A 20,635-nucleotide genomic window follows, 5' to 3' on the forward strand; every position below is an offset into this window, starting at 1 on the left:
TCCCGCTATGTCCCTGTCTAGTTCCGTGGCGCCCCCCGCCAACGGTGCCGGCTTCCGGCGCAGCCACTCCGGCCGGCTCCAGGCCTGGCTACCCAAGCTGGTGCTGGCGCCCTCAATCGCCATTTCGCTGTTCTTCGTCTACGGCTTCATGCTGTGGACCTTCATTCTCTCGCTGACCAACTCGCGCATGCTGCCCAGCTATGAGTTCGTCGGCTTCGCCCAGTATGCGCGGCTGATGGCCAACGACCGCTGGTGGGTGGCCTCCACCAACCTAGTGGTGTTCGGCGGGCTGTTCGTGGCGATTTGCCTGGCGCTGGGGTTGCTGCTGGCCATCCTGCTCGACCAGCGCATCCGCCAGGAGGGCGCGCTGCGCACGATCTACCTCTACCCCATGGCGCTGTCGTTCATCGTCACCGGGGTGGTGTGGAAGTGGCTGCTCAACCCTGGGCTCGGCATTCAGGCCATGGTGCGCGGCTGGGGCTTCGAGAACTTCCGCTTCGACTGGCTGATCGACCCGGACATGGCCGTCTACACCCTGGTGATCGCGGCAGTGTGGCAGGCCTCGGGCTTCGTCATGGCACTGTTTCTCGCCGGGCTGCGCGGTATTGACGACAGCATCCTCAAGGCCGCCCAGCTCGACGGGGCCAGCCTGGCGCGCATCTACTGGCGCGTGGTGATTCCCTGCCTGCGCCCGGTGGTGTTCAGTGCGGTGATGATTCTCTCCCACATCGCCATCAAGAGCTTCGATCTGGTGGTGGCGCTCACCGGCGGCGGTCCTGGCTACGCCTCCGACCTGCCGGCCACCTTCATGTACGCCCATGCCTTCACCCGGGCGCAGATCGGCCTGGGCTCGGCCAGCGCCATGCTGATGCTGGGCGGCGTGCTGGCGATCCTGATTCCCTACCTCTACTCCGAGCTGAGGAACCGCCGCCATGGATAACGTCATTCGTCGTCGCACCGTCGGCGCCCGGCTGGGCCGGTTTGCTCTCTACGCCGTGCTGCTGCTGGCCGCGCTGTTCTATCTGCTGCCGCTGGCGGTGATGCTGATCACCTCGGTCAAGCCGCTGGCCGAGATCACCCCTGGCACGCTGCTCTCGCTGCCCCGGGAGCCGACCCTGGCGCCCTGGGCCAAGGCCTGGGGCGAAGCCTGCACGGGAATGCGCTGTGAGGGCGTGGGTGTCTACTTCTTCAACTCCATCGCCATCGTCGTGCCCGCGGTGCTGATCTCCACCATCATCGGCGCGCTCAACGGCTACGCCCTGACCAAGTGGCGCTTCAAGGGCTCGGAGCTGCTCTTCGCCCTGATGCTGTTCGGCTGCTTCATTCCCTTCCAGGTGGTGCTGCTTCCCATGGCGCAGACGCTGGGCTGGCTGGGGCTGTCGAGCTCCCGGGCGGGGCTGATCCTGGTCCACGTGACCTTCGGCATCGCCTTCACCACGCTGTTTTTCCGCAACTTCTACGTGGCGGTGCCCACCGAGCTGGTGGCAGCGGCCAAGCTCGACGGGGCCGGCTTCTTCCGCATCTTCTGGCGCATCCTGCTGCCGGTGTCGGCGCCGATCATCGTGGTCTCGGTGATCTGGCAGTTTACCCAGATCTGGAACGACTTCCTGTTCGGCGTGGCCTTCTCGGCCCACGACACCCAGCCGGTGACGGTGGCGCTCAATAATCTGGTCAACACCTCCACCGGGGTGCGCGAGTACAACGTCGACATGGCGGCGGCCATGATTGCCGCCCTGCCGACGCTGATCGTCTACGTACTGGCGGGTAAATATTTCGTCCGTGGGCTCACGGCAGGCTCGGTCAAAGGCTGAGCATCTGAACAACAAGAGGTTACTGACATGGCAGCTCTGGAAATCCACAACGTCTGCAAGGACTTCGGCAGCGAGCAGGTGCTCAAGGACGTCAGCCTAGCCATCGATTCGGGGGAGTTCTTGATCCTGGTGGGGCCTTCGGGCTGCGGCAAGTCGACGCTGATGAACGCCATCGCCGGGCTCGAGCCGGTCACTTCCGGTGAAATTCGCATTGCCGGCGAGGACGTCACCTGGCAGACCCCGGCGGAGCGCGACATCGCGATGGTGTTCCAATCCTACGCGCTATATCCCAGCATGACGGTGCGCGGCAACATCAGCTTCGGCCTGGAGATGCGCAAGGTGTCCAAGGCCGAGCGCGAGGCGGCGGTGGAGCGGGTGGCCGACCTGCTGCAGATCTCGCACCTGCTCGAGCGCAAGCCTTCGCAGCTCTCCGGCGGACAGCGTCAGCGCGTCGCCATGGGGCGCGCCCTGGCCCGCGAGCCCAAGGTCTATCTGTTCGACGAGCCGCTCTCCAACCTGGATGCCAAGCTGCGCGTGGACATGCGCACCGAGATCAAGAAGCTTCACCAGCGTCTGGGCACTACCATCGTCTACGTCACCCACGACCAGATCGAGGCCATGACGCTGGCCGACTGCATCGCGGTGATGCGCGACGGTCGTATCCTGCAGCTCGGCACGCCCGACGAGGTCTACAACGATCCGGTGGATATCTTCGTCGCCGGTTTCATGGGCTCGCCGTCGATGAACTTCATTACCGCCACGTTGGAGGACGAGGCGGGGGAGTACCGGGTGCGGGTGGATACGCCGGACCAGCCCTCGTTGCTGCTGCCCTGGCCGCGGGACAGGGTGACGCCGGCCATGGCGGGTCAGGCAGGGCGTCAGGTGATCCTGGGCCTGCGACCGGAGCACTTTGCGGAGGATGATGCCCGGCTCAGCGAATACGCCGAGGGGGTGCTGCTCACGCCTCTTATCAGCGTGGTGGAACCCACCGGGGCGGATATCCTGTTGCAGCTGAAGCTGGGCGGGGGAGAGGCGACGGCACGGGTCGGCCCCAAGTGCCGGGTAAGGGCTGGAGAGCGGTTGGCGCTGCGTATCGATATGGGGCGCGCAGTGCTGTTCGACAGCGAGAGCGAGCGGCGCCTGGCCTGATACCGCTGCAAGACTGCCGACCGCACGGGCGGTCGGCAGCGGAATGACTTAGCGCACGGTGATCACCGAGCAGCTGGCGGCGTGGCTGACCTTGTGGGAGACGCTGCCCACCACGAAGCCCTTCAGATCGCTGAGGCCGCGGCTGCCCATGACGATGGCGTCGACGCCGCGCTTGCGTGCCTCGCTGATGATGGTGCGGGCCGGGTCACCCTGGCCGATGACCGTCTCGATCTTGCTGGCGCCCTGCTGGCGGGCGGCCTCGGCCGCCTTCTCGACGACCTGCTTGCCGACGTCCTCGCGCTCCTGACGGGAGGCCTCGATGGCGATGGCCCCGATCCCCCACACCAGCGTCGTCTCGTGGGAGAGCTCCTCGGGGATATGCAGCAGATGCAGGGTCGCATCGGCCTGGTTGGCCAGCTGGCAGGCCACGGAAAGTGCCTTCTGGGCGTGCTCTGAGCCGTCGACGGGAACCAGGATGGAGTTGAACATGGGCATTGTCCTGTTGCGTTGTTGAGGGTGGGTTGCGTTCCTTCGAGCCTAGTCCCTTGCGCTGTCGGTGTCATGACCCGCGTCAAGAATCGCGTGGCTGGGGGCGCCCTCCTGGGTGTCCAGGCGGCGCAGCTGCTGCCAGAGCTCGGCGCGCAGGTCGGCGATGCGCGGCGCATCGCTGGTCTCGAAGTCGAGAGGGCGCGTCAGGCGCTGAGTCTTCAGACCCAGGCGGGCGCTTAGCAGGCCGATGCCCAGCCCCTGGCCGGCCCGGGTCGACAGGCGCCCGGCCAGGTTGAGCGAGAGCAGCTCCATGCCCGCTTCGCTGGCCATTTCAGTGGCCCCGGCGAAGGCCATGTTGTAGAGCACGGCACGCAGCAGGCGCAGGCGGCTGGCATAGCCCAGCTCCAGCCCGTAGAGATGGCACAGGCGGTCGATCATTGCCAGGTTACGCCAGGCCACCAGCGCCATGTCGACCAGGGTCAGGGGGCTCACCGCGACCATCACCGCGGTTTCGCCGGACATCCGTGAGATCAGCCGTCTTGCCGCGCGGTCACGGGGAGCGAGGAGGTGGTGCGCCAGCAGCAGACGCAGGTCGTCTCCCGTATGGTGCGGCTGGCGGGCGGCGAGGAAGGCCTGCCAGTGGGGATGATCGTCGTCGAGCCTGAGCTGACGCTTGAGGGAGCGGGCCAGCGCCAGTGCTTCTCCGGCATCGGCCTGGGGCAGCGCGGCCAGACGCTGGCGCAGCGCGTCGTGGCGCTTGAGCCGCCGCAGTCGCCAGCCTTCGCGCAGCATCGCTGCGCCGCCCAGGATGATGGCCGCCAGCCCCAGCAGGCTCCAGCCGCCGGCCAGCCAGTCGCCGCCGCTGACCGCGCCCGGCAGGCGCAGGGCAAGCTCTAGCGTACCCAGTGCGAGGCCGCCGCCGAGCAGTGCCAGCAGGCCCCAGCGGCGCTTGCGCGGCCGGCCCAGGCTTGCGTCAAGGGCCGCCTCGGCAGAGGCGGTGGCGCTGCTCCTGGCCGGCTGGGAGGGAAGGTCGGTGGCGAAGATCGCGGCCCGGACGCGGGCTATCGCCGGCGGCCTCGGGCGGTGGCGTCTCGAGGGTGAAGCGGCGCCCCGGACGCGGGTCCCGGGAGGATGGGGGTTGGGGTCGCTCATCGCAGCTTGTCTCCGATCAGCCAGTCCAGCGCTGCATCCAGGCGGATGTGCGGCAGGGCGCCACCTTCCCGCGGGGCGGGGCGGAAGGCGCGGAAATCGAAGCCCTGGCGGGCCCAGAACTCGGCCGCTGGCAGGCGGGCCGGCACTTCGCCGGGAAACACCAGCACCTCTTCGCCCGTCAGGGTGGTGCCACGCAGCGCCGGTGAGCGCTCGCTCTGGTGGACCACTTCACGGGCCTCGGTGGCACGAATCGCCGCCAGCGACAACGCCTTGACCGGCACGTCGGCGTAGCGCAGGTCCTTGAGCGGCTCGGCCAGCATTGCCTCGAGCAGCTCGGTCAGCGCCGGGTGCTGCTCGGGGGTGACATGATCGGCCTTGGTGGCGGCGATGGCCAGGCGGTCGATGCGCGGGGCGAACAGACGCGACAGCAGGCTGCGTTTGCCGTAGTCGAAGCTCTGCATCAGGGTGCCCAGCGCCTGGCCGAGGTCCTCGAAGCGCTCCGGACCGGCGTTGAGGGCGCCGAGCACATCCACCAGCACGATCTGGCGGTCGAAGCGGCGGAAGTGGTCGCGATAGAAGGGGCGGACGATATGCTGCTGATAGTGGTGAAAGCGCGCGGCCAGGGTGGCGTAGACGCTGTCGGCGGGCAGGCGGGACAGCTCGGCCGCGTCGGCGTCGAGGATTGCCGGCAGCGGGAAGAACTGCAGCACCGGCGCGCCCTCCAGGTCGCCGGGCAGCAGGAAGCGTCCCGGTTGGAGATTGGCGAAACCGGCCTCCCGTGCCGCCCGCAGGCTCTCGGCATAGCGCTGGGCAATCTCGGCGAGCCGGGCTTCATCGGCCTCGGCGGCGGGGTCGAGTTCGGTGGCGGCGTCCTGCCAGTCGGCGAGCAGGGCGCGGCGCTGCTCGCCGGCGCTGGCCAGCATGGCGCGGCTCCAGCTGGCATAGTCATGGTCCAGCAGGGGCAGGTCGAGCAGCCACTCCCCGGGGTAGTCGAACAGATCCAGGGCGAGTTCGGCGGTGTCGCTGCGCAGCAGGCCGCGGCGCGCCGGGCGGTAGCGAATCGACAGCCGCAGCTCGCTGATGCCCCGGGTGGGCGCCGGCCAGCGCGGCGGGTCGGCGTCCAGCGATGCCATGGCCTGGTCGTAGGGGAAGCGTGGCACGCCCAGATCCGGCTGGCTGACCCGACGTGCCCCCAGCAGGCGTCCCTCGCGGGCGGCCGGCATCAGGTCCAGGCGGGCCTCGAGGCCGGCGTGGCGAAGCTGGTTGACCAGCGAGGTGAGAAAGGCGGTCTTGCCGGAGCGCGACAGGCCGGTGACTGCCAGGCGCAGCTGGCGGTCGCGGCCGCGTTCGAGCAGGCTGGTCAGTTCTCGGGTCAGCGGCTGGCGCATGGCGCGTATCCTGAGCGGGAGCGATGGGCAGCATGGCCTCAGCCAGCGGCCAGCATCTGATAGAACAGCGGGGAGGCGGCGACGGCGAAGCCGCCGGCCGCCAGGGTATAGCCCGGCCAGCGGTGGCGCATGCGCTGGGCCAACGTCAGGCCGATAAGACAGATCGCGAGTCCCGTCAGATTGAAGAGAAAGATGGCCATTTCCATCAGTTCTTGGAGGGGCATGCCGGCTCCTGGGCTGCGTTGGGGCTACTGGGCCTGGATGGACGCTGTTAAGCTCATGATATCAGGATGCCCGATGCGATCCGACCCTATGCCACAGGAGCCGATCATGGCCGATATGCCGACGACCGCCGATGCGCTGCTCGACTTCTGGTTCAAGGAGCTGGAGCCGGCGCAGTGGTTTCGCAAAGACGCCGCCCTCGATGCCCGGATACGCGAGCGCTTTCTGGAGACGCATCGCGCAGCGGCGGCGGCAGAGCTGTGGGGTTGGCGGGCCTCCCCGGCGGGGCGGCTGGCCGAGATCCTGGTGCTCGACCAGTTCTCCCGCCACCTGTTTCGGGACCGGCCCGAGGCCTTCGCCCAGGACACCGTGGCGCTGGCACTGGCCCAGGAGGCCGTGGCGCAAGGGGCCGACCGTGAGCTTGACGTGACGCAGCGGGTGTTTCTCTACATGCCCTATATGCACAGCGAGTCGTTGCGCATCCATGACGAGGCGCTGCGCCTGTTCGACCAGCCGGGCATGGAGGAGAACCTGCGGTTCGAGCACCGCCATCGCGATATCCTGCTGCGCTTCGGCCGCTATCCGCACCGCAACGCCATCCTCGGGCGCGACTCGACGCCAGAAGAAGAAGCGTTTCTCGCCCAACCCGGTTCGGGGTTCTGAGTCCCGCTAAATCGCTTTACCCGATCACGGGCGCCGGGCACCATCGCACGGGTAGCCGATTCATCGACACAAGGAGCGCAAGATGGGAGTGATTGCCTGGTTGATCATCGGAGGCCTGGCCGGCTGGATCGCCGGCCATATCATGCGCGGCGGCGGCTTCGGGCTGTTCGGCAATATCGGGGTGGGAATCGTCGGTGCGGTGGTCGGCGGCTTCCTGTTCAGCCTGCTGGGGCTGCAGGCGGGCAACTTCCTCGGCTCACTGGTCACCGCCATCGTCGGGGCCGTGCTGCTGCTGTGGGTGATCAGCAAGGTGCGGGAGGCGTAGCGGCCGCCTGCGCCTCGGCCCGGGCCATGCCCGAGCCGAGCGGGGAGATCCCCGAGTCCCGTCGCTGGGCTCAGAAGGTGTAGGAGACCCCCAGCACCGCCACCGGATAGAACGGCAGCTGGTCGGCGTCGTCCTTCAGGCGCTGCTCCTCGCGGCGCAGATCGCGGCGAAATTCGTCGCTCTGGCCCTCGAAGTCATTGCTGGAGCTCAGCGAGACGTCGATATTGGTGGCCATCACGCCCAGCTCCGAGAAGACCCCGAAGCCGCTGCGGTGGGAGCTGCGCCAGCCCAGGCCGGCGTAGGGCTGGACCCGTCGGCGATGGTCAGCTTGCCCTGCAGGCTGCCGACATCGCTGGCCTGGTAGGTTGTACCGTTGAATTCGAAGCTTTCGTTGCCCTTGGCGCGGCCGGTGACGTTGGCCGCCATGTCGGGCAGCATGATGCCGGCGGTGAGGTAGAAGCGCCCCGCGAAGGGGTAGACGTCCAGGCCCAGCTTGCCGGCCGAGAGGCTCACGTCGCCGTCATAGTCGACGTCGTCGGTATCGAAGTCGCCGTCCAGTCCAGTCCGCCGGTGTAGCGGGCCGAGACGCCCAGGCGCTCGTGAAAGCGCCAGGAAACATCGGCGCCTACGCCGGTGGTGCCGGCCAGCACCCCCAGGGTGAAGCGGCCATCGTTGGCTTGGGCCTGACCGGCTCCCAAGGCGATCATCGCGCTTGCCAGGCCGGCGGCCATCGTCTTTTTCATTGCCATGTCCTTGGATGTTCCTCTGCGTGGCGGGCCAGGCATTCTGCCTCTGCCCGGTGCCTTCTCTGTGCGGCACCAAGGCGCTATCGACCGCCGGGCGTCAAACTTGAGTGAGACCAAGGTGGCAGGCATGACACCGCCCGGCCGGGGCCGGGCGGTGGTAGGCGCTGGGGTATGGCCCAGGGTGGGGCAGCGGCGTATCAGGCGCTGGCGGCGGCCTGGCTGCCGACCAACTCCTTGAGGCTCTCCTCGATGATGCCCAGGCCTTCCTCCAGCACCTCGTCCTCGATAGTCACCGGCATCAGGAAGCGAATGGTGTTGCCGTAGAGGCCGCAGGAGAGCAGGATCAGGCCCTTCTCGCGCGCCTTCTTGCACAGCGCGCCGGCCAGGTCGGCGTCCGGCGTGTGGTTGGCCTTGTCGGAGACCAGGTCGATGGCGGCCATGGCGCCCATGTTGCGGCCGTTATCCACGCAGTCGAAGTCCTGCTGCCACTGGGCGAAGCGCTTGGCCAGCTTGTCGCCCAGGGCCTGGCTCTTGCCCAGGATGTTCTCCTCCTCGAAGACTTCGAGCACCGCCAGGGCCGCGGCACAGGCGGTGGGGCTGCCGGTGTAGGTGCCGCCCAGGGAGTTGGGGCCCGAGGCGTCCATGTGCTTGTCGGTGCCCACCACGGCAGAGATCGGCATGCCGTCGGCCATGCTCTTGGCCATGGTGATGATGTCGGGCTCCACGCCGCTGTGCTCGATGGCGAACAGCTTGCCGGTGCGCCCGAAGCCGGATTGCACCTCATCGATGATCATCAGCATGCCGTGCTCGTCGCAGAGCTCGCGAATCGCCTTGAGAAAGCTTGCCGGGGCGGGATAGAAACCGCCTTCGCCAAGCACCGGCTCGAGGACGATGGCCGCGGTGTCCTTGGGATTGGCGTCGGTCTTGAGGGCCATCTTCAGGCCGCGCAGGGCCTCGTCCTCGCTCACTCCGTGGTAGGGCACGGGGTAGGGGGCGCGGAAGACGTTGCCGGGCATGCTGCCGAAGTCGGTGGCGTAGGGGGCGACCTTGCCGTTCATGGCCATGGTCATGAAGGTACGGCCGTGGTAGCCGCCGTCGAAGCAGATCACGTTGTTCTTGCCGGTGGCGGCGCGAGCCACCTTGACGGCGTTCTCCAAGGCCTCGGCGCCGGAGTTGGCCAGCATGACCTTGGCATGGCCGCGCACCGGAGTGACCTGGCTGAGCTTCTCGGCCACCTTCACGTAGCCCTCATACGGCATCACCGTCTGGCAGGTGTGCATCACCTTGTCCAGCTGGGCCTTGACCGCTTCGACCACCTTGGGGTGGCGGTGGCCAATGTTGAGCACGCCGATGCCGCCGGCGAAGTCGATGATGCGATTGCCGTCGGCGTCCCAGACCAGGGCGTTCTCGGCACGGTCGGCAAACTGAGTGGCCGGGCTGGCCGCACCGCTGGCGACATAGCGCTGCTTGAGTTCGTTGAGCTGTGCGTTGTTCATGATGCCTCCTTGGAAAAAGCGATTGGCTAGCGGTCAGAGTCCGCCGACACAGACGTAGTCTAGTTCAGTGCACTCATCCGGGCCGCGGTGTGGCCCTTCCCGCTCCGGGCTCGGCTCCTTGACGCCGCCGAAGGGCGCCAGCCCTGCCGACAGAATGCCTGCATCGACCGCTACCCTGCCACCCTCCGGCATGTCATGCGATGCCCGCGATGGCGCCGGGAAGTCGGCGCCGCGCTTTCTGCGGTTATCCGCCGCCCTCCGGTCCCCTCGGCCAGCCCCGGGGAGGACTGGAGCTCGTCCGATGCGCGGGGCAGTTTTTCCACCCTCTCCCCATCGGCCTTGGCGGCGCTTTCGGCTACACTAGGCGCCGTTTCCCGGGCATGGCAGGGCCATGCCCCCTTTTCCTGTGGCCGAACGTCGAGGTGAGCCTTGATCGATCCCCTGAAAGCCTGGTGGGCCCAGCAGCTGGTGCTGTGTGACTGGGCCTTCGAGCCGGAACCCCTGGCCGTCGAAGCCGATGCGGCCGCCGCCAGGTTGGTGGAGCTGGGCGTGGCCGAGCGCGGTGAGCTCGGCTGGCGGCTGGTCGAGGCCTTCGGGGCCGGCAGCCCAGACCCTGCGGCCCTGCTGTCGGCGCTGGAACTCCTGGCGCTGGCCGGAGCCGCCGGCTGGCTGCCGGAGCGCCGTGTGCATGACTGGGCGCTGCGGTTGACCGATGAAATTACCGCTGGCTACCGCGACCTGGATGCCTGGCTCGAGGCGCTGCTCCATGCACGCAGTGCCGTGGGCTGGGTGCACGGCGACGATGGCTTCGGTGAGGCCTGTGAGGCACTGGCCGCCCTCGAGCACGAGGGGAAGGGGTGACCTGGGAGCGCATCGCCGAGTGGGTGGCCCGGCAGCGGCGGGATCTGCACCTCTGGCCCGAGGCGAGCGGGGAGCGTGCCTGGCGACTGCGCGCCGCCTTCGCCCCGGTGATTGCCCTGCCGGCGGGGGCCGGCGACTGGCGTGACGTCGAGGCCTGGCTGGGGGAGGTGTGGCGGATCGAGAGTCGTGAAGAGCTGCTGCGCAGCCTGCTGTGGCTGGCCGGCCAGGGGCATCGCCAGGGGTGGGACCTGGACGCCACTCGCCTGCTGGGCGCCGATGCCGCCGCTCGACGGGAGTGGTTCGACGCCCTCGAGGGAGCGGAGCAGGCCTACGGGCAGGTGCTGCTGACGTTCTTGGATCGGGGCGAGCCGCTGGAGTGGGCCGCCTGGGATTGGCTGCGGCTGATCGACCTGGCCTGGGCCGGTGCCTGCGCCGGATGGCTAAGCGAGAAGGAGGCGCGCGACTTTGCCACCCACGGCGCGGACCTGATCCAGCGTCGCTACAGCGACTGGCTGGCGCTGGTGCGCGCCTACCAGCGCGGGCGGAGTCTCTTCGAGGGACGCAACCGGCTCGCCTCGCTGGAGGCCGACTGGCGGCTGCTGCTGCACTCGCCGGTGAGTCCCTGGCGCGTGGCCCTGCAGGATCTGCTTGGCCACGACGAGCGCGAGGCGTCGCGTCACGCCATGGCCGAGTGGCGCCGCTCGCCGCGTCACTGGGTGCTGGCGCTGGCCTCGGTGCGCGAACCCGAGCTTGCCACCCGCCAGGGGCGGAGGTGTCGGTGCCCCCGAGCGGCGCGACGACGCCCTGCGCTATCTCGACGAGACTCTCGAGCTGCACCCTGACGAGGGCGTCGAGGCGCTGGCCCGCTACTGGCTGCCGGCCCAGGCGCATCACCTCAACCAGCTGGCAGCGGATGCCGCCCACGACGCCCTGCCGCCGGCCGAGACGCCGTTCGGCCGCCCCGACCAGGCCGAACGCGAGCGCCTCGCCGCGCTGCGCCACGCCAGCCGCCATGCGGCAACCATTCACATGGCCGAGAAGTACGCCTTCTACCTGCAGATGGCCACGGACAGTCAGGCCTTCGATGCCGCGGCGCTGGAGGTTCTCGCCGACGCCCTGCGTGGCACCCTATGCCGCTTCTATCCCGATGCGCGGCGTCTGCTGGAGGCCTGGTCCCAGTGGGAGGCCCTGCTCCCCGAGGCCGAGCAGCCGCCGCTGGTGGCCGAGATCCGCTGGCACCTCGAAGATCCCGGCAGTCCCTTCCACTGGTTGGACTGGCGCACCGGCGAGTGGCAGGAGCCGGGAACGCGTCCCACCCTATCGCGCTTTACCGCCATGGCGCTGGTCGGGCCACTCAACAGTCCGGTATGGAGCGAGCCGCATCGGGAGAGCGAGCGCGAGGCGGTGTCGATCCGTGACTGGGTCGACGGCCACTACGGCTTCCAGAGTCGAGCGGAGCTTGTCGAGTTTCTCGATTTCCTGCTCGAGGTGGGGGATCGCCAGGATTACCAGGTCAACTACGCGCCTTACACCCTCAACGAACAGCGGCTTGCCGCGGAGATTGCCATTCTCGAGTCCGGCGACAGCAGTGAGGAGGAGCGTAATCACCGGCTTCGACTCGAGCGGGTGCGCGACAACGAGGATGGCTGCAACGAGCTCGACATGACCGCCTGGGACCTGGCTCAGGCCGTTGACCTGGCCATTGCCGGACGTCAGCTGGGCTGGCTGGATGCCGCGGCCTTTGGGACGGTGCTGGAGCGTGCCCATGCCCTGGCCGCGGCACACTACGGCGGCTGGGAAGCCTACGCGCGAGGCCTGTATGCCGGCTTCTCGTTCTTCATGGGGGAGACGCCGAGCGCGATGCTTTTCTGGCCGGCTTTCGCCAGGCGCTGGTGGCCTGGCTGTCCGGCGCTCCGCCGCTGGCGGGGCCCTGGGCGAGCCTGGATTTCCCGGGGCTCGGCCCCGTCACTGGGCGCCGATGCATATCGACACTCTGCCCGGGGATACGCGCACGCTGCATTGAGCGGTTCTTCGCACTTTAGCGTGAACATGTTTCGCAGGCTTTATGGTGGGAGGCCGGCTCTGCCGGGCGAAGGCGCCGCAGGCGCCCCGCCCCATGGGTAGCGCTTTGCGCTACTTCGCGAGCTGAAGCTCCCTCCCACTGAGCCACTTCACGCCAGTCTGCGAAGAGCCCATTAAACGGGCTAGCCTCTCGCCTCAGGAGAAAATCTGACTTATATTCAGCAGGTTTGCTGATACGGGGTCCCGCGAGGAGCCTGTCTGATTTGACCGATCGTCGCGAGGAACACGGATTTCGAGACAAGTTGATCGAACTGATGAGGCGAATAGCGCGCTATTTCACAAATCAGATCGAATGAAATTGGCCGAAAGCCCGGGTTTCATAGCAGATCAGCGTTAAGTCCGGCAGGCTCCTAGGGACCTTTCGCCACCGGCTAGCCGCCGACAGGCTGCTGTGGCAGTGGTTCGGGCGTCCATCGCACCACTGCCACAGCGACCCAACGCAGGCCGATGATGCAGGCGCTGCTTGCACACGGCCACGTGCGGCTCAGGGAATGAGGGTCTCGCTAAGATGGCTGTAAACCGATTGCATCGTGTCGTCCTTGTGGTCATGTTGCTGGTGCCGCTGGCCGGCTGCGCCGGCACCGCTTCATCCTTGATGCAGACGCCCGGCGAGTATTTTGCTCGCACCCTGCCGGGGTTGCCGGCCTCCTGGCGTCCCATGATGTCGCCGGTGGACAATCCCATCGTAGAGGCCAACGGCCTGCACCATCCGCCCCCCTCGCTGATCCGTCAGGCGCTGCTGGGCCAGCACCAGCGCTGGTCGGGTACCCCCTATCGGCTGGGCGGTACCAGCGAGCGGGGAATCGACTGCTCCGCCCTGGTGCAGAACGTCTTCCGCGACACCTTCCGCGTCGAGCTGCCGCGCTCCACCGGCGAACAGGTGCATCAGGGAGAGGTGGTATCACGAGACCAGCTGCAGGCCGGCGATCTGGTCTTCTTTCGGCCTCCGGGCCCCTACGATCACGTGGGCATCTATGTCGGTGACGGCTACTTCCTCCATGCCTCCACTTCTCAGGGCGTGATGCTCTCGGCGCTGGATAACGCCTATTGGCAGCGTCACTACTGGCAGGCGCGCCGCGCCTTGGCGCCGGCCCTGCTGGCGCAGCGGGTCGCGCTGGTGGGCGAGGGCTAGCGTCAAAGCGCACCGCGATGGGCGATCACGAAGTCGACGAAGGCGCGCTCCGCCCGGGAGAGGTAGCCGTCCCGGGCCCAGGCCAGCGACAGCGAGAGCCAGGTGGGCGGGTCGAAGGAGACCGCCGCCAGCTCCGGTTCATCCACGACGCGGCGCAGGAAAGTGGTGATGCCGAAGCCTTGGCGCACGATTGCCTTGGTCAGCGGAATCAGGTTCGATTGAAAGGCGACGTTGGCAGCCAGGCCGGTCTGGCGCGCCAGGGCCTCGACGAATTCGCGGTGGAAGTAGCCGTCCTGGAAGAGCACTAGGGGTTCGCCGAAGAACTCCTCCGGGCTGATGCCGTCGCGCTGCGCAAAGGGGTGGTCCACCGGCACGCAGACCACCATCTCCTCACTGACCAGGTGCCGACGCGTCATATGGCGGCTCTGGTCATCATCGATCACCACGCCCAGATCCAGCTCGCCGTCGGCGATCATGCGCTGCAGCCGGCGGGCGCCGGCCTCCACCACGGTCAAGCGAATCCCCGGATGCTGGGCCTTGAACCCCATCAGCAGCGGCGGAAAGTAGTAGGAGCCGAGCATCGAGGGAATGCCGATGCGCACCTCGCCCTTGACCAGGCCGTGCAGCTCGCGCATGGCCAGATGAGCCGCATCGGCACGTTCCAGCAGTTCCTGAGCATGTTCCAGCAGGGTCTGCCCCTCGGGCGTCAGGCTGATGCGTCGTTCGTGGCGATGGAAGAGCGTCAGTTCCAGGCGGCGCTCCAGATTGGCGATGGTCTGGCTGATCGCCGACTGGGCCACGTGTAGTTCCCGGGCGGCGGCGCTGAACCCGCCCCGCTGGGCCACCGTGGCAAAGACGCGCAGCGTACGGAGATCGAACGGCAAGGACACGGCATCACCATAAGTAAAACAGATGGAAGTAATCTGGTTATTCTGTTTGGCTTATTATTCTGCCCGCGCGATCATGCCCTGCCAAGGGAAACGCTGAACAAATCGGCGAGCGGAGTGAAGCGCAAGGCGCACGGAGCGCAGGAGCCGGAGCCTATGCGGTATAGGTGAGGACTGCGAGCACCGCGCAACGCAGCGATTTGCCCGCGCAGATATTTGTGCAGTGTTTTCCAAGAGGAGGGCACGATGATCGAAGCAAATACCCGCGCCTGGTGGCGCGCCACCCTGGCCCTTTGTCTGGGCTCCTTTCTGGTTTTCATCAATCTCTATGCGCCGCAGCCGCTGCTGCCGGCGCTGCGCGAGGTCTATGGGGTCTCGACGCTGGGCGTGAGTCTGATCATGTCGGTGTCGACCCTGGCCCTGGCCGCGGCGCTGTTGGTCTTTGGGCCGCTGTCGGATGCCATTGGCCGCGGGGCCATCATGCGCATCACCCTGCTGGCAACGGGGCTTTGCTCGCTAGCGCTCGCCTTTGCCCCCAACTTCGAAAGCCTGTTGGCGCTCCGCTTGCTGCAGGGATTCCTGCTGGGCGGGCTACCGGCGGTAGCCATCGCCTGGATGGGCGACGAGTTCGAGCGGCCGGCCCTGCTCACCGCGGTGGGGCTCTATATCGGTGCCAATACCCTGGGCGGCATCGGCGGACGCCTGATCGGCGGTGCGGCGGGGGAGTGGGGCGGTGCCTCGGCGGGCTTTCTCTCCGCGGGGCTGGTCACGCTGGTGGGCGTGGTGCTGTTCTGGAAGCTGCTGCCCAGCGCCCAGGCGTTCACGCCGCGGCGTTTCGAGCTGCGCGGCGCGCTGGCCGACCTGGGCGGGCATCTGCGCCATCCGCTGCTGCTGGCCGCCTACCTGCTGGGCGGCATCAACTTCCTGATCTTCATCAATCAGTACAGCTACATCACCTTTCGCCTGGCCGAGGCCCCCTTCGGCCTGGGGACCCGCTGGCTGGGGCTGATTTTCCTGACCTACCTGGGCGGTACCCTGGGCTCAACGCTCTCCGGGCGGCTGGCCGCCCGAATTGGGCAGCCGGCGTGCATGATGCTGGGGATCCTGATCCTGATGGGGGGCACCCTGATCACGCTGTCGGCATCGCTTGTCTGGATCCTCATCGGGCTGACCGTCAACGCCTTCGGTTTCTTCCTCGCCCACTCCATGGCCTCCAGCTGGGTGGGGCGTCATGCACAGCGGGCCAGGGGCAGCGCCTCGGCGCTCTACCTGGTGTTCTATTACCTGGGGGCGAGTCTTGGCAGCGCCTGGCTGGAACCGTTCTGGCAGTGGGGCGGCTGGCCGGGGGTGGCGCTGGCCTCCTGGCTGCTGCTGGGAGTGACCCTGGGCATCGCCGCCTGGCTATGGCACGGCGAGCGCTCAATGGCGCGCGCGCAGCCGGTCTAGGCCGCCGGCTTCGTCGCCCCACACGGCTTCCAGCCGACGCTCGCGGCCGCAGGCCGCCTTGTAGTACTGGTAGCGCACCGGGTTCTTGCGATAGTAATCCTGGTGATACTCCTCGGCCGGGTAGAAGGCCTCGAAGGCGTTGATCTCGGTGGCGATATCGCGTTCGAAGCGCTCGGCCAGCGCAGTGCGGGTGGCCTCGGCCAGGGCGCGTTCGTCGTCGCCGGTGTAGAAGATCGCGCTGCGATAGGCCTCGCCGGCATCGCAGAACTGGCGATTCACCGCGAAGGGATCGATATTGCGCCAGAACACGTAGAGCAGGGTCTCGTAGTCGACGCGCTCGGGGTCGTATTCCACCTTGACCACCTCGGCGTGCCCGGTGCCGCCCGCCACGACCTGATTGTAGCTGGGGTTCTCGACGTGCCCGCCGCTGAAGCCCGAGGTAGTGGCCAGCACGCCGGGCACCTGGTCGAAGGCCTCCTCAACGCACCAGAAACAGCCACCGCCGAATATCGCCTGGGCGGGGCGCTCGTCTCGTCTGCGGCGGCGTCGGCCAGCCCCAGCGAGAGCAGCAGGGCGAGACTCCAGGATATGCGGGCCATGGGCAGTCCTCGTTGGGCAAAGGTGGTAGTTTTGATGGTGTCAAGCGGTTCGGGTTCCCCCTGTAAGGATAGCGGCAGGGCGCCGACGCAAGGGGACCTCAACGACCGGACGTCCGCGACGCGGCGTCAACAAGGAGTGAATTACGTGACCAAGCGACGTCTGTTTCTGGCGGCGATCATTGCCCTGGCCGTGGCGGCCTTCTTCCTCAGCGGGGCCGATCAGGCGCTGACCCTGAGCAATCTCAAGGACGAGCAGGCTCGCTTCCAGGCCTGGCTGGCCGACGACCCCGTTACGGTGGTCGGCGGTTTCTTCATTCTCTACGTGGTCATGGCGGCGCTCTCGCTGCCCGGTGCCACCCTGATGACGGTACTGGGCGGGGCGCTGTTCGGGCTGGGCTGGGGTCTGTTGATCATCTCCTTCGCCAGTGCCCTGGGCGCGACCCTGGCCGCGCTGATTGCCCGGACCCTGGCGCGGGGGCCGCTGGAGCGGCGCTTCGCTCCCCAGCTCGAGCGTATCAACGCCGGCATTCGGCGGGAAGGCGCCTTCTACCTCTTCACCCTGCGGCTGATCCCGCTGTTTCCCTTCTTTGTCATCAACCTGGTGCTGGGGCTGACGCGGATGCGGCTGTGGACCTTTTACTGGGTCAGTCAGCTGGGCATGCTGCCGGGGACGGCAGTGTTCGTGAATGCCGGCCGCGAGCTGGGCAACCTGGAGTCGCTCTCCGGCATTCTCTCGCCGGGACTGATCGGCTCCTTCGTGCTGATTGGCCTCTTCCCCTGGCTGGCCAGGGCCGGGGTGGCGCTGGCCAAGCGCCGCCGGTTGGCCAAGCGCTATGACCGTCCCGACGCTTTCGAGCACGACATCGTGGTGATCGGCGGCGGCTCGGCGGGGCTGGTTGCCAGCTATATCGCGGCGGCGGTGAAGGCGAAGGTGGCGCTGGTCGAGCGCGACCGGCTGGGCGGTGACTGTCTCAATACCGGCTGCGTGCCCTCCAAGGCGCTGATTCGGGCGGCACGTCTGGCCAACGAGGTGCGCGGCGCCGGACGATTCGGTATCCAGGCCGGGGAGCCCGGGTGGACTTCCCCACCGTGATGGCCCATGTGCAGGGCGCCATCCGTGAGGTGGAGCCTCACGACAGTCGTGAACGCTATGAAGGGCTGGGCGTGGAGGTAATGGGCGGCTCGGCGGTGCTCGAGGACCCCTGGCGGGTGCGCGTGACCGATGCGAGCGGTGCCTCGCGCCTGGTCACCACCCGCCATGTGATCATTGCCAGTGGGGCGCGGCCGCGGCTGCCGTCACTGCCCGGTATGGAGGCCGTCGAGGTGCTCACCTCGGACAACCTCTGGCAGCTGGAGAGCTTGCCGGGGCGGCTGATCGTGCTGGGTGGCGGCCCCATAGGCTGCGAGCTGGGGCAGAGTTTCTCCCGTCTGGGCAGTCGGGTCAGCCTGGTGGAGATGGGCAGCCAGCTGCTGCCCCGAGAGGATGAGGAGGTGGCCGAGGCGCTGCGCCGCCGCCTGGAAGCCGAGGGGCTGTCGCTGTGGCTGGAGACCCGCGCGCTGCGGGTCGAGGCCGGCGAGGGCGGCGCCGGTGAGCTGGTCGTGGAGCGGCGCAGCCCCGCCGGCGAACCGAGAGAGGAGCGACTCGCCTTCGACCGCCTGCTGGTGGCGGTGGGGCGCCAGGCCAACGTGACCGGCATGGGGCTGGAGGCGCTGGGCGTCGAGACCCGCGATGACGGCACCCTGGCGGTGGACGAGACCCTGCAGAGCGTGCTGCCGAATGTCTGGGCCTGCGGCGACGTGGCGGGTCCGTTCCAGCTGACCCACGCCAGCGCCCACCAGGCCTGGCATGCCACGGTCAACGCCCTGTTCGGCGAGTTGAAGCGGTTCCGGGTCGGCTACCGGGCACTGCCGGCGGTGACCTTTACCGACCCGGAAGTGGCCCGGGTGGGACTCAACGAGCGAGAGGCGCGCGAGCAAGGCATCGACTATGAGGTGACCCGCTATGCGCTGGCCGAGCTGGATCGCGCCATTGCGGAAGGGCAGACCGAAGGCTTCATCAAGGTGCTGACAGTGCCCGGCAAGGACCGCATCCTGGGGGCCGCCATCGTCGGCCACGCTGCCGGCGAGATGCTGGCCGAGTTCACCCTGGCCATGACCCACGGGATCGGCCTCAACAAGCTGCTGGGCACCGTTCACCCCTATCCGACCTGGTCCGAGGCGGTCAAGGCCACGGCCGGGGTGTGGAAAAATGCCCACAAGCCCGAACGGCTGCTGGGCTGGCTGGCGCGCTACTTCGCCTGGCGCCGGCGCGGGCGTCGCCAGCGTGGAGTGCAGCCGCACCGGTCAGCGGCTCGTAGCTGAGCGGAAGGCCAACAGAAAGGGGCAGCCGATGGCTGCCCCTGGGTGACTCGTGGACCGGGCCGGCGGCTCAGTGCTCGACGCCGCCCTCGCCGTGCACGTGGCCATGCTCGATCTCTTCCTGGCTGGCTTCGCGCACCTCGGCGATCTCGACGTCGAAGTTGAGCTTCTGACCGGCCAGCGGATGGTTGCCGTCGACGGTAACGGTATCGCCTTCCACCTGGGTCACGGTGACCATCAGCGGGCCGCCCTGGGTCTGGGCCTGGAACTGCATGCCGGGCTCCACGGACTCGACGCCCTGGAAGGCATCACGCGGGACTTCCTGCACCAGCTGCGGCTGCACCTCGCCGTAGCCTTCTTCCGGTGACACGGAGACGTTAAGCTTCTCGCCCGCTTCGTGGCCCTCCAGCTCTTTTTCAAGGCCCGGAATGATGTTGCCGGCGCCGTGCAGGTAGGTCAGCGGCTGGCGGCCTTCCGAGCTGTCCAGCACTTCACCTGCGTCGTTGGTCAGGGTGTAGTGGAACGCGACAACGGAATTCTGCGCAATCTGCATTGATGAACCTTTCGGTGAGTGCATGTAAGAGAGCATGGTAACGTGCCGCCCCGGGGCCTGTCAGGGGGATGCGAGAATTTTCAGGATTCCCGCGGCGGCTCCTGAGGGATATTCACGCCTTTTGGCGCGGTTGCGCCACCGAGGGCCTGCGGCTACCCTAGCGGGATTCGATTTTTCGCAATGCTTCCCTCAACCCTTCCATGGAGAGTCCCATGATCGAGATTGTGCTTTGGCTGATCGCTTTCGCCGCAATCGTTTTCTTCTGCTACACCCGCTGGGAGAGCAGTGTCAGCCGCGGTGTCGACAAGATGTTGCCGGCGGTGATGAAGTCCCACGGCGACAATCGGCTGGTGTGGAGCCTGGCGCTGGGCGTGCTGGGCGCCACTACCCTGGTGCGCCCGGTGGATATCCTGCTGACCGTGATCCTGATTGGCCTCGTGGCGCTGGTCGGCAAGAAGCTCGCCAACTGGGCAATGGATCGGACGAACTTTCACTGAGCCGTCCCAGGCGCTCACCGACTCCCCACATCAAAAGGCCCGCGGCATTCGCCGCGGGCCTTCTGGTTCATGGCTGGCGTGAACGACGGTGCTCAGTAGGGTGCGACGGTAAGGTTGTTGCCGCTGCCGATCATGCGGACGCGCTGGCCGGTCTGGAACTGGCGGTCAGCCTTCTGGACCACCACGATGTTCTGGCCGTCGTCACGGCGAATCTCCATTTCCCAGGCAGCCACGCGGTTGGCGGATTCCTCGATGGCGCTGCCGGCCACGGCACCGCCGATGACACCGGCGGCAGTGGCCAGCTGACGCCCGGAGCCACCGCCTACCTGGCTGCCCAGCAGGCCACCGATCACCGCGCCGCCCCCGGTGCCGATGGCACCGCCCAGGCGGCTGTCGGCCTGGATCTGCACCTGACGAAGGGCGGTGATGGTGCCGAAGGTGACCTGCTGGCCGGTCTGGGCCTGGCTACCACGATAGACATCGCCACCGAAGGGGGCGGTGTTGGCACAGCCGGCCAGGGTCAGCAGGCCAACGGCCAGCACGGGGAGTAGACGCTTCATGAAAACCTCCTGGAGCATGGAGCCGATGCTGCCCAGGGCAGGGTAAGGCAACGGCATTAGATAACGGAACGCTGTTTGTTAATCAGCTTAACCAGTCATGCAGAGTTTGACCAGCCTGCGGCGTTTGGGTGCCCTCAGTGTAGTGGCCAAGCCGACAAACAATGTGCAAGCTGCCCAGACAAAAAGGGGGAGGCCTGCGCCTCCCCAAGGGTTCCAGTC

Annotated in this window: 23 protein-coding genes and 2 pseudogenes; 12 read left to right on the plus strand and 13 right to left on the minus strand. The window is 67.5% G+C overall.

The features are described 5' to 3' along the window. The first annotated feature begins 7 nt into the window (after positions 1–7). The 3 genes from ACSJDS_RS07850 to ACSJDS_RS07860 are packed head-to-tail and all read left to right on the plus strand — an operon-like array spanning position 8 to position 2,960. Positions 8–940: a carbohydrate ABC transporter permease gene (locus ACSJDS_RS07850; protein ID WP_473032780.1), complete on the plus strand. Its 933-nt coding sequence runs from the start codon at positions 8–10 to the stop codon at positions 938–940. Continuing rightward, the gene (locus ACSJDS_RS07855) at positions 933–1,811 is read left to right on the plus strand and encodes a carbohydrate ABC transporter permease (protein ID WP_473032781.1); all 879 of its coding nucleotides are present in this window, start codon (positions 933–935) and stop codon (positions 1,809–1,811) included. Before ACSJDS_RS07850 ends, ACSJDS_RS07855 begins: the two co-directional genes overlap by 8 nt. A 27-nt stretch (positions 1,812–1,838) precedes the next feature. Then, positions 1,839–2,960: an ABC transporter ATP-binding protein gene (locus ACSJDS_RS07860; RefSeq protein ID WP_473032782.1), complete on the plus strand. Its 1,122-nt coding sequence runs from the start codon at positions 1,839–1,841 to the stop codon at positions 2,958–2,960. A gap of 48 nt (positions 2,961–3,008) precedes the next feature. Here ACSJDS_RS07860 and ACSJDS_RS07865 read toward each other — a convergent pair whose 3' ends face one another. From ACSJDS_RS07865 to ACSJDS_RS07880, 4 genes are read right to left on the minus strand one after another with little or no spacing between them, the layout of a single operon-like run. Then, positions 3,009–3,449 carry a universal stress protein gene (locus ACSJDS_RS07865; RefSeq protein ID WP_473032783.1) on the minus strand — a complete coding sequence of 147 codons (441 nt, stop codon included), beginning with the start codon at positions 3,447–3,449 and terminating at the stop codon, positions 3,009–3,011. A 48-nt stretch (positions 3,450–3,497) separates the two neighbouring features. Continuing rightward, on the minus strand, positions 3,498–4,601 hold the full coding sequence (locus ACSJDS_RS07870; RefSeq protein ID WP_473032784.1) for a TIGR01620 family protein: 1,104 nt from the start codon (positions 4,599–4,601) through the stop codon (positions 3,498–3,500). Then, on the minus strand, positions 4,598–5,989 hold the full coding sequence (locus ACSJDS_RS07875) for a YcjX family GTP-binding protein (RefSeq protein WP_473032785.1): 1,392 nt from the start codon (positions 5,987–5,989) through the stop codon (positions 4,598–4,600). The genes ACSJDS_RS07870 and ACSJDS_RS07875 overlap by 4 nt, the downstream gene beginning before the upstream one ends. 38 nt (positions 5,990–6,027) lie before the next feature. Continuing rightward, on the minus strand, positions 6,028–6,213 hold the full coding sequence (locus ACSJDS_RS07880; protein ID WP_473032786.1) for a hypothetical protein: 186 nt from the start codon (positions 6,211–6,213) through the stop codon (positions 6,028–6,030). A gap of 115 nt (positions 6,214–6,328) precedes the next feature. Here ACSJDS_RS07880 and ACSJDS_RS07885 point away from each other — a divergent pair, with 115 nt between their 5' ends. Continuing rightward, positions 6,329–6,874 carry a DUF924 family protein gene (locus ACSJDS_RS07885; protein WP_473034994.1) on the plus strand — a complete coding sequence of 182 codons (546 nt, stop codon included), beginning with the start codon at positions 6,329–6,331 and terminating at the stop codon, positions 6,872–6,874. Positions 6,875–6,956: 82 nt separating this feature from the next. Further along, complete coding sequence (locus tag ACSJDS_RS07890; RefSeq protein ID WP_473032787.1) at positions 6,957–7,199, plus strand: GlsB/YeaQ/YmgE family stress response membrane protein; 243 nt, start codon at positions 6,957–6,959, stop codon at positions 7,197–7,199. A gap of 70 nt (positions 7,200–7,269) precedes the next feature. Here ACSJDS_RS07890 and ACSJDS_RS07895 read toward each other — a convergent pair whose 3' ends face one another. The 5 genes and pseudogenes from ACSJDS_RS07895 to ACSJDS_RS07915 all read right to left on the minus strand — a co-directional run. Beyond that, a complete protein-coding gene (locus ACSJDS_RS07895; protein WP_473032788.1) occupies positions 7,270–7,437 on the minus strand; it encodes a hypothetical protein in 168 nt (55 codons plus the stop codon). Further along, a complete protein-coding gene (locus ACSJDS_RS07900) occupies positions 7,434–7,712 on the minus strand; it encodes a hypothetical protein (RefSeq protein WP_473032789.1) in 279 nt (92 codons plus the stop codon). The genes ACSJDS_RS07895 and ACSJDS_RS07900 overlap by 4 nt, the downstream gene beginning before the upstream one ends. After that, positions 7,709–7,942, minus strand: a complete 234-nt coding sequence (locus ACSJDS_RS07905) for a hypothetical protein (protein WP_473032790.1) — start codon at positions 7,940–7,942, stop codon at positions 7,709–7,711. Before ACSJDS_RS07905 ends, ACSJDS_RS07900 begins: the two co-directional genes overlap by 4 nt. A 200-nt stretch (positions 7,943–8,142) precedes the next feature. After that, positions 8,143–9,441 (minus strand): 4-aminobutyrate--2-oxoglutarate transaminase, encoded by a 1,299-nt coding sequence (gene gabT, locus ACSJDS_RS07910; RefSeq protein ID WP_473032791.1) that lies wholly within the window; start codon positions 9,439–9,441, stop codon positions 8,143–8,145. 33 nt (positions 9,442–9,474) lie between these two features. Continuing rightward, positions 9,475–9,627, minus strand: a pseudogene (locus tag ACSJDS_RS07915) (NAD-dependent succinate-semialdehyde dehydrogenase); the annotation flags it as partial. Positions 9,628–9,870: 243 nt separating this feature from the next. On the opposite strand from ACSJDS_RS07915, the gene ACSJDS_RS07920 reads away from it, so the two are divergent. The 4 genes from ACSJDS_RS07920 (at position 9,871) to ACSJDS_RS07935 (ending at position 13,516) form a co-directional block, all read left to right on the plus strand. Then, positions 9,871–10,302, plus strand: coding sequence for a hypothetical protein (locus ACSJDS_RS07920; protein WP_473032792.1), 432 nt, complete (start codon positions 9,871–9,873; stop codon positions 10,300–10,302). After that, positions 10,299–11,144 carry a DUF1266 domain-containing protein gene (locus tag ACSJDS_RS07925; RefSeq protein WP_473032793.1) on the plus strand — a complete coding sequence of 282 codons (846 nt, stop codon included), beginning with the start codon at positions 10,299–10,301 and terminating at the stop codon, positions 11,142–11,144. The genes ACSJDS_RS07920 and ACSJDS_RS07925 overlap by 4 nt, the downstream gene beginning before the upstream one ends. Then, positions 11,053–12,426 (plus strand): DUF1266 domain-containing protein, encoded by a 1,374-nt coding sequence (locus tag ACSJDS_RS07930; protein WP_473032794.1) that lies wholly within the window; start codon positions 11,053–11,055, stop codon positions 12,424–12,426. Before ACSJDS_RS07925 ends, ACSJDS_RS07930 begins: the two co-directional genes overlap by 92 nt. A 505-nt stretch (positions 12,427–12,931) precedes the next feature. Next, positions 12,932–13,516, plus strand: a complete 585-nt coding sequence (locus ACSJDS_RS07935; protein ID WP_473034995.1) for a C40 family peptidase — start codon at positions 12,932–12,934, stop codon at positions 13,514–13,516. A 2-nt stretch (positions 13,517–13,518) separates the two neighbouring features. Here the strand turns inward: ACSJDS_RS07935 and ACSJDS_RS07940 are convergent, their stop codons facing one another. Next, on the minus strand, positions 13,519–14,406 hold the full coding sequence (locus tag ACSJDS_RS07940) for a LysR family transcriptional regulator (protein WP_473032795.1): 888 nt from the start codon (positions 14,404–14,406) through the stop codon (positions 13,519–13,521). A gap of 243 nt (positions 14,407–14,649) precedes the next feature. Between ACSJDS_RS07940 and ACSJDS_RS07945 the strand changes: the two genes are divergently transcribed. Continuing rightward, positions 14,650–15,849, plus strand: coding sequence for an MFS transporter (locus ACSJDS_RS07945; RefSeq protein ID WP_473032796.1), 1,200 nt, complete (start codon positions 14,650–14,652; stop codon positions 15,847–15,849). On the opposite strand, the gene msrA is transcribed toward ACSJDS_RS07945, so the two are convergent. Next, complete coding sequence (gene msrA, locus ACSJDS_RS07950; protein WP_473032797.1) at positions 15,823–16,311, minus strand: peptide-methionine (S)-S-oxide reductase MsrA; 489 nt, start codon at positions 16,309–16,311, stop codon at positions 15,823–15,825. The genes ACSJDS_RS07945 and msrA overlap by 27 nt on opposite strands. 282 nt (positions 16,312–16,593) lie before the next feature. Here msrA and ACSJDS_RS07955 point away from each other — a divergent pair. Beyond that, positions 16,594–18,809 (plus strand): annotated as a pseudogene (locus ACSJDS_RS07955) (FAD-dependent oxidoreductase). 67 nt (positions 18,810–18,876) lie between these two features. On the opposite strand, the gene ACSJDS_RS07960 reads toward ACSJDS_RS07955, so the two are convergent. After that, entirely contained in the window at positions 18,877–19,359 is a 483-nt protein-coding gene (locus tag ACSJDS_RS07960; protein WP_473032799.1) for an FKBP-type peptidyl-prolyl cis-trans isomerase, read from the minus strand. A 212-nt stretch (positions 19,360–19,571) separates the two neighbouring features. Between ACSJDS_RS07960 and ACSJDS_RS07965 the strand changes: the two genes are divergently transcribed. After that, positions 19,572–19,856: a hypothetical protein gene (locus tag ACSJDS_RS07965; RefSeq protein WP_473032800.1), complete on the plus strand. Its 285-nt coding sequence runs from the start codon at positions 19,572–19,574 to the stop codon at positions 19,854–19,856. Positions 19,857–19,948: 92 nt separating this feature from the next. On the opposite strand, the gene ACSJDS_RS07970 is transcribed toward ACSJDS_RS07965, so the two are convergent. Continuing rightward, on the minus strand, positions 19,949–20,416 hold the full coding sequence (locus tag ACSJDS_RS07970; RefSeq protein ID WP_473032801.1) for an outer membrane lipoprotein: 468 nt from the start codon (positions 20,414–20,416) through the stop codon (positions 19,949–19,951). Between the last annotated feature and the right edge of the window lie 219 nt (positions 20,417–20,635).

Source organism: Halomonas sp. SL18_1, from assembly GCF_055755715.1.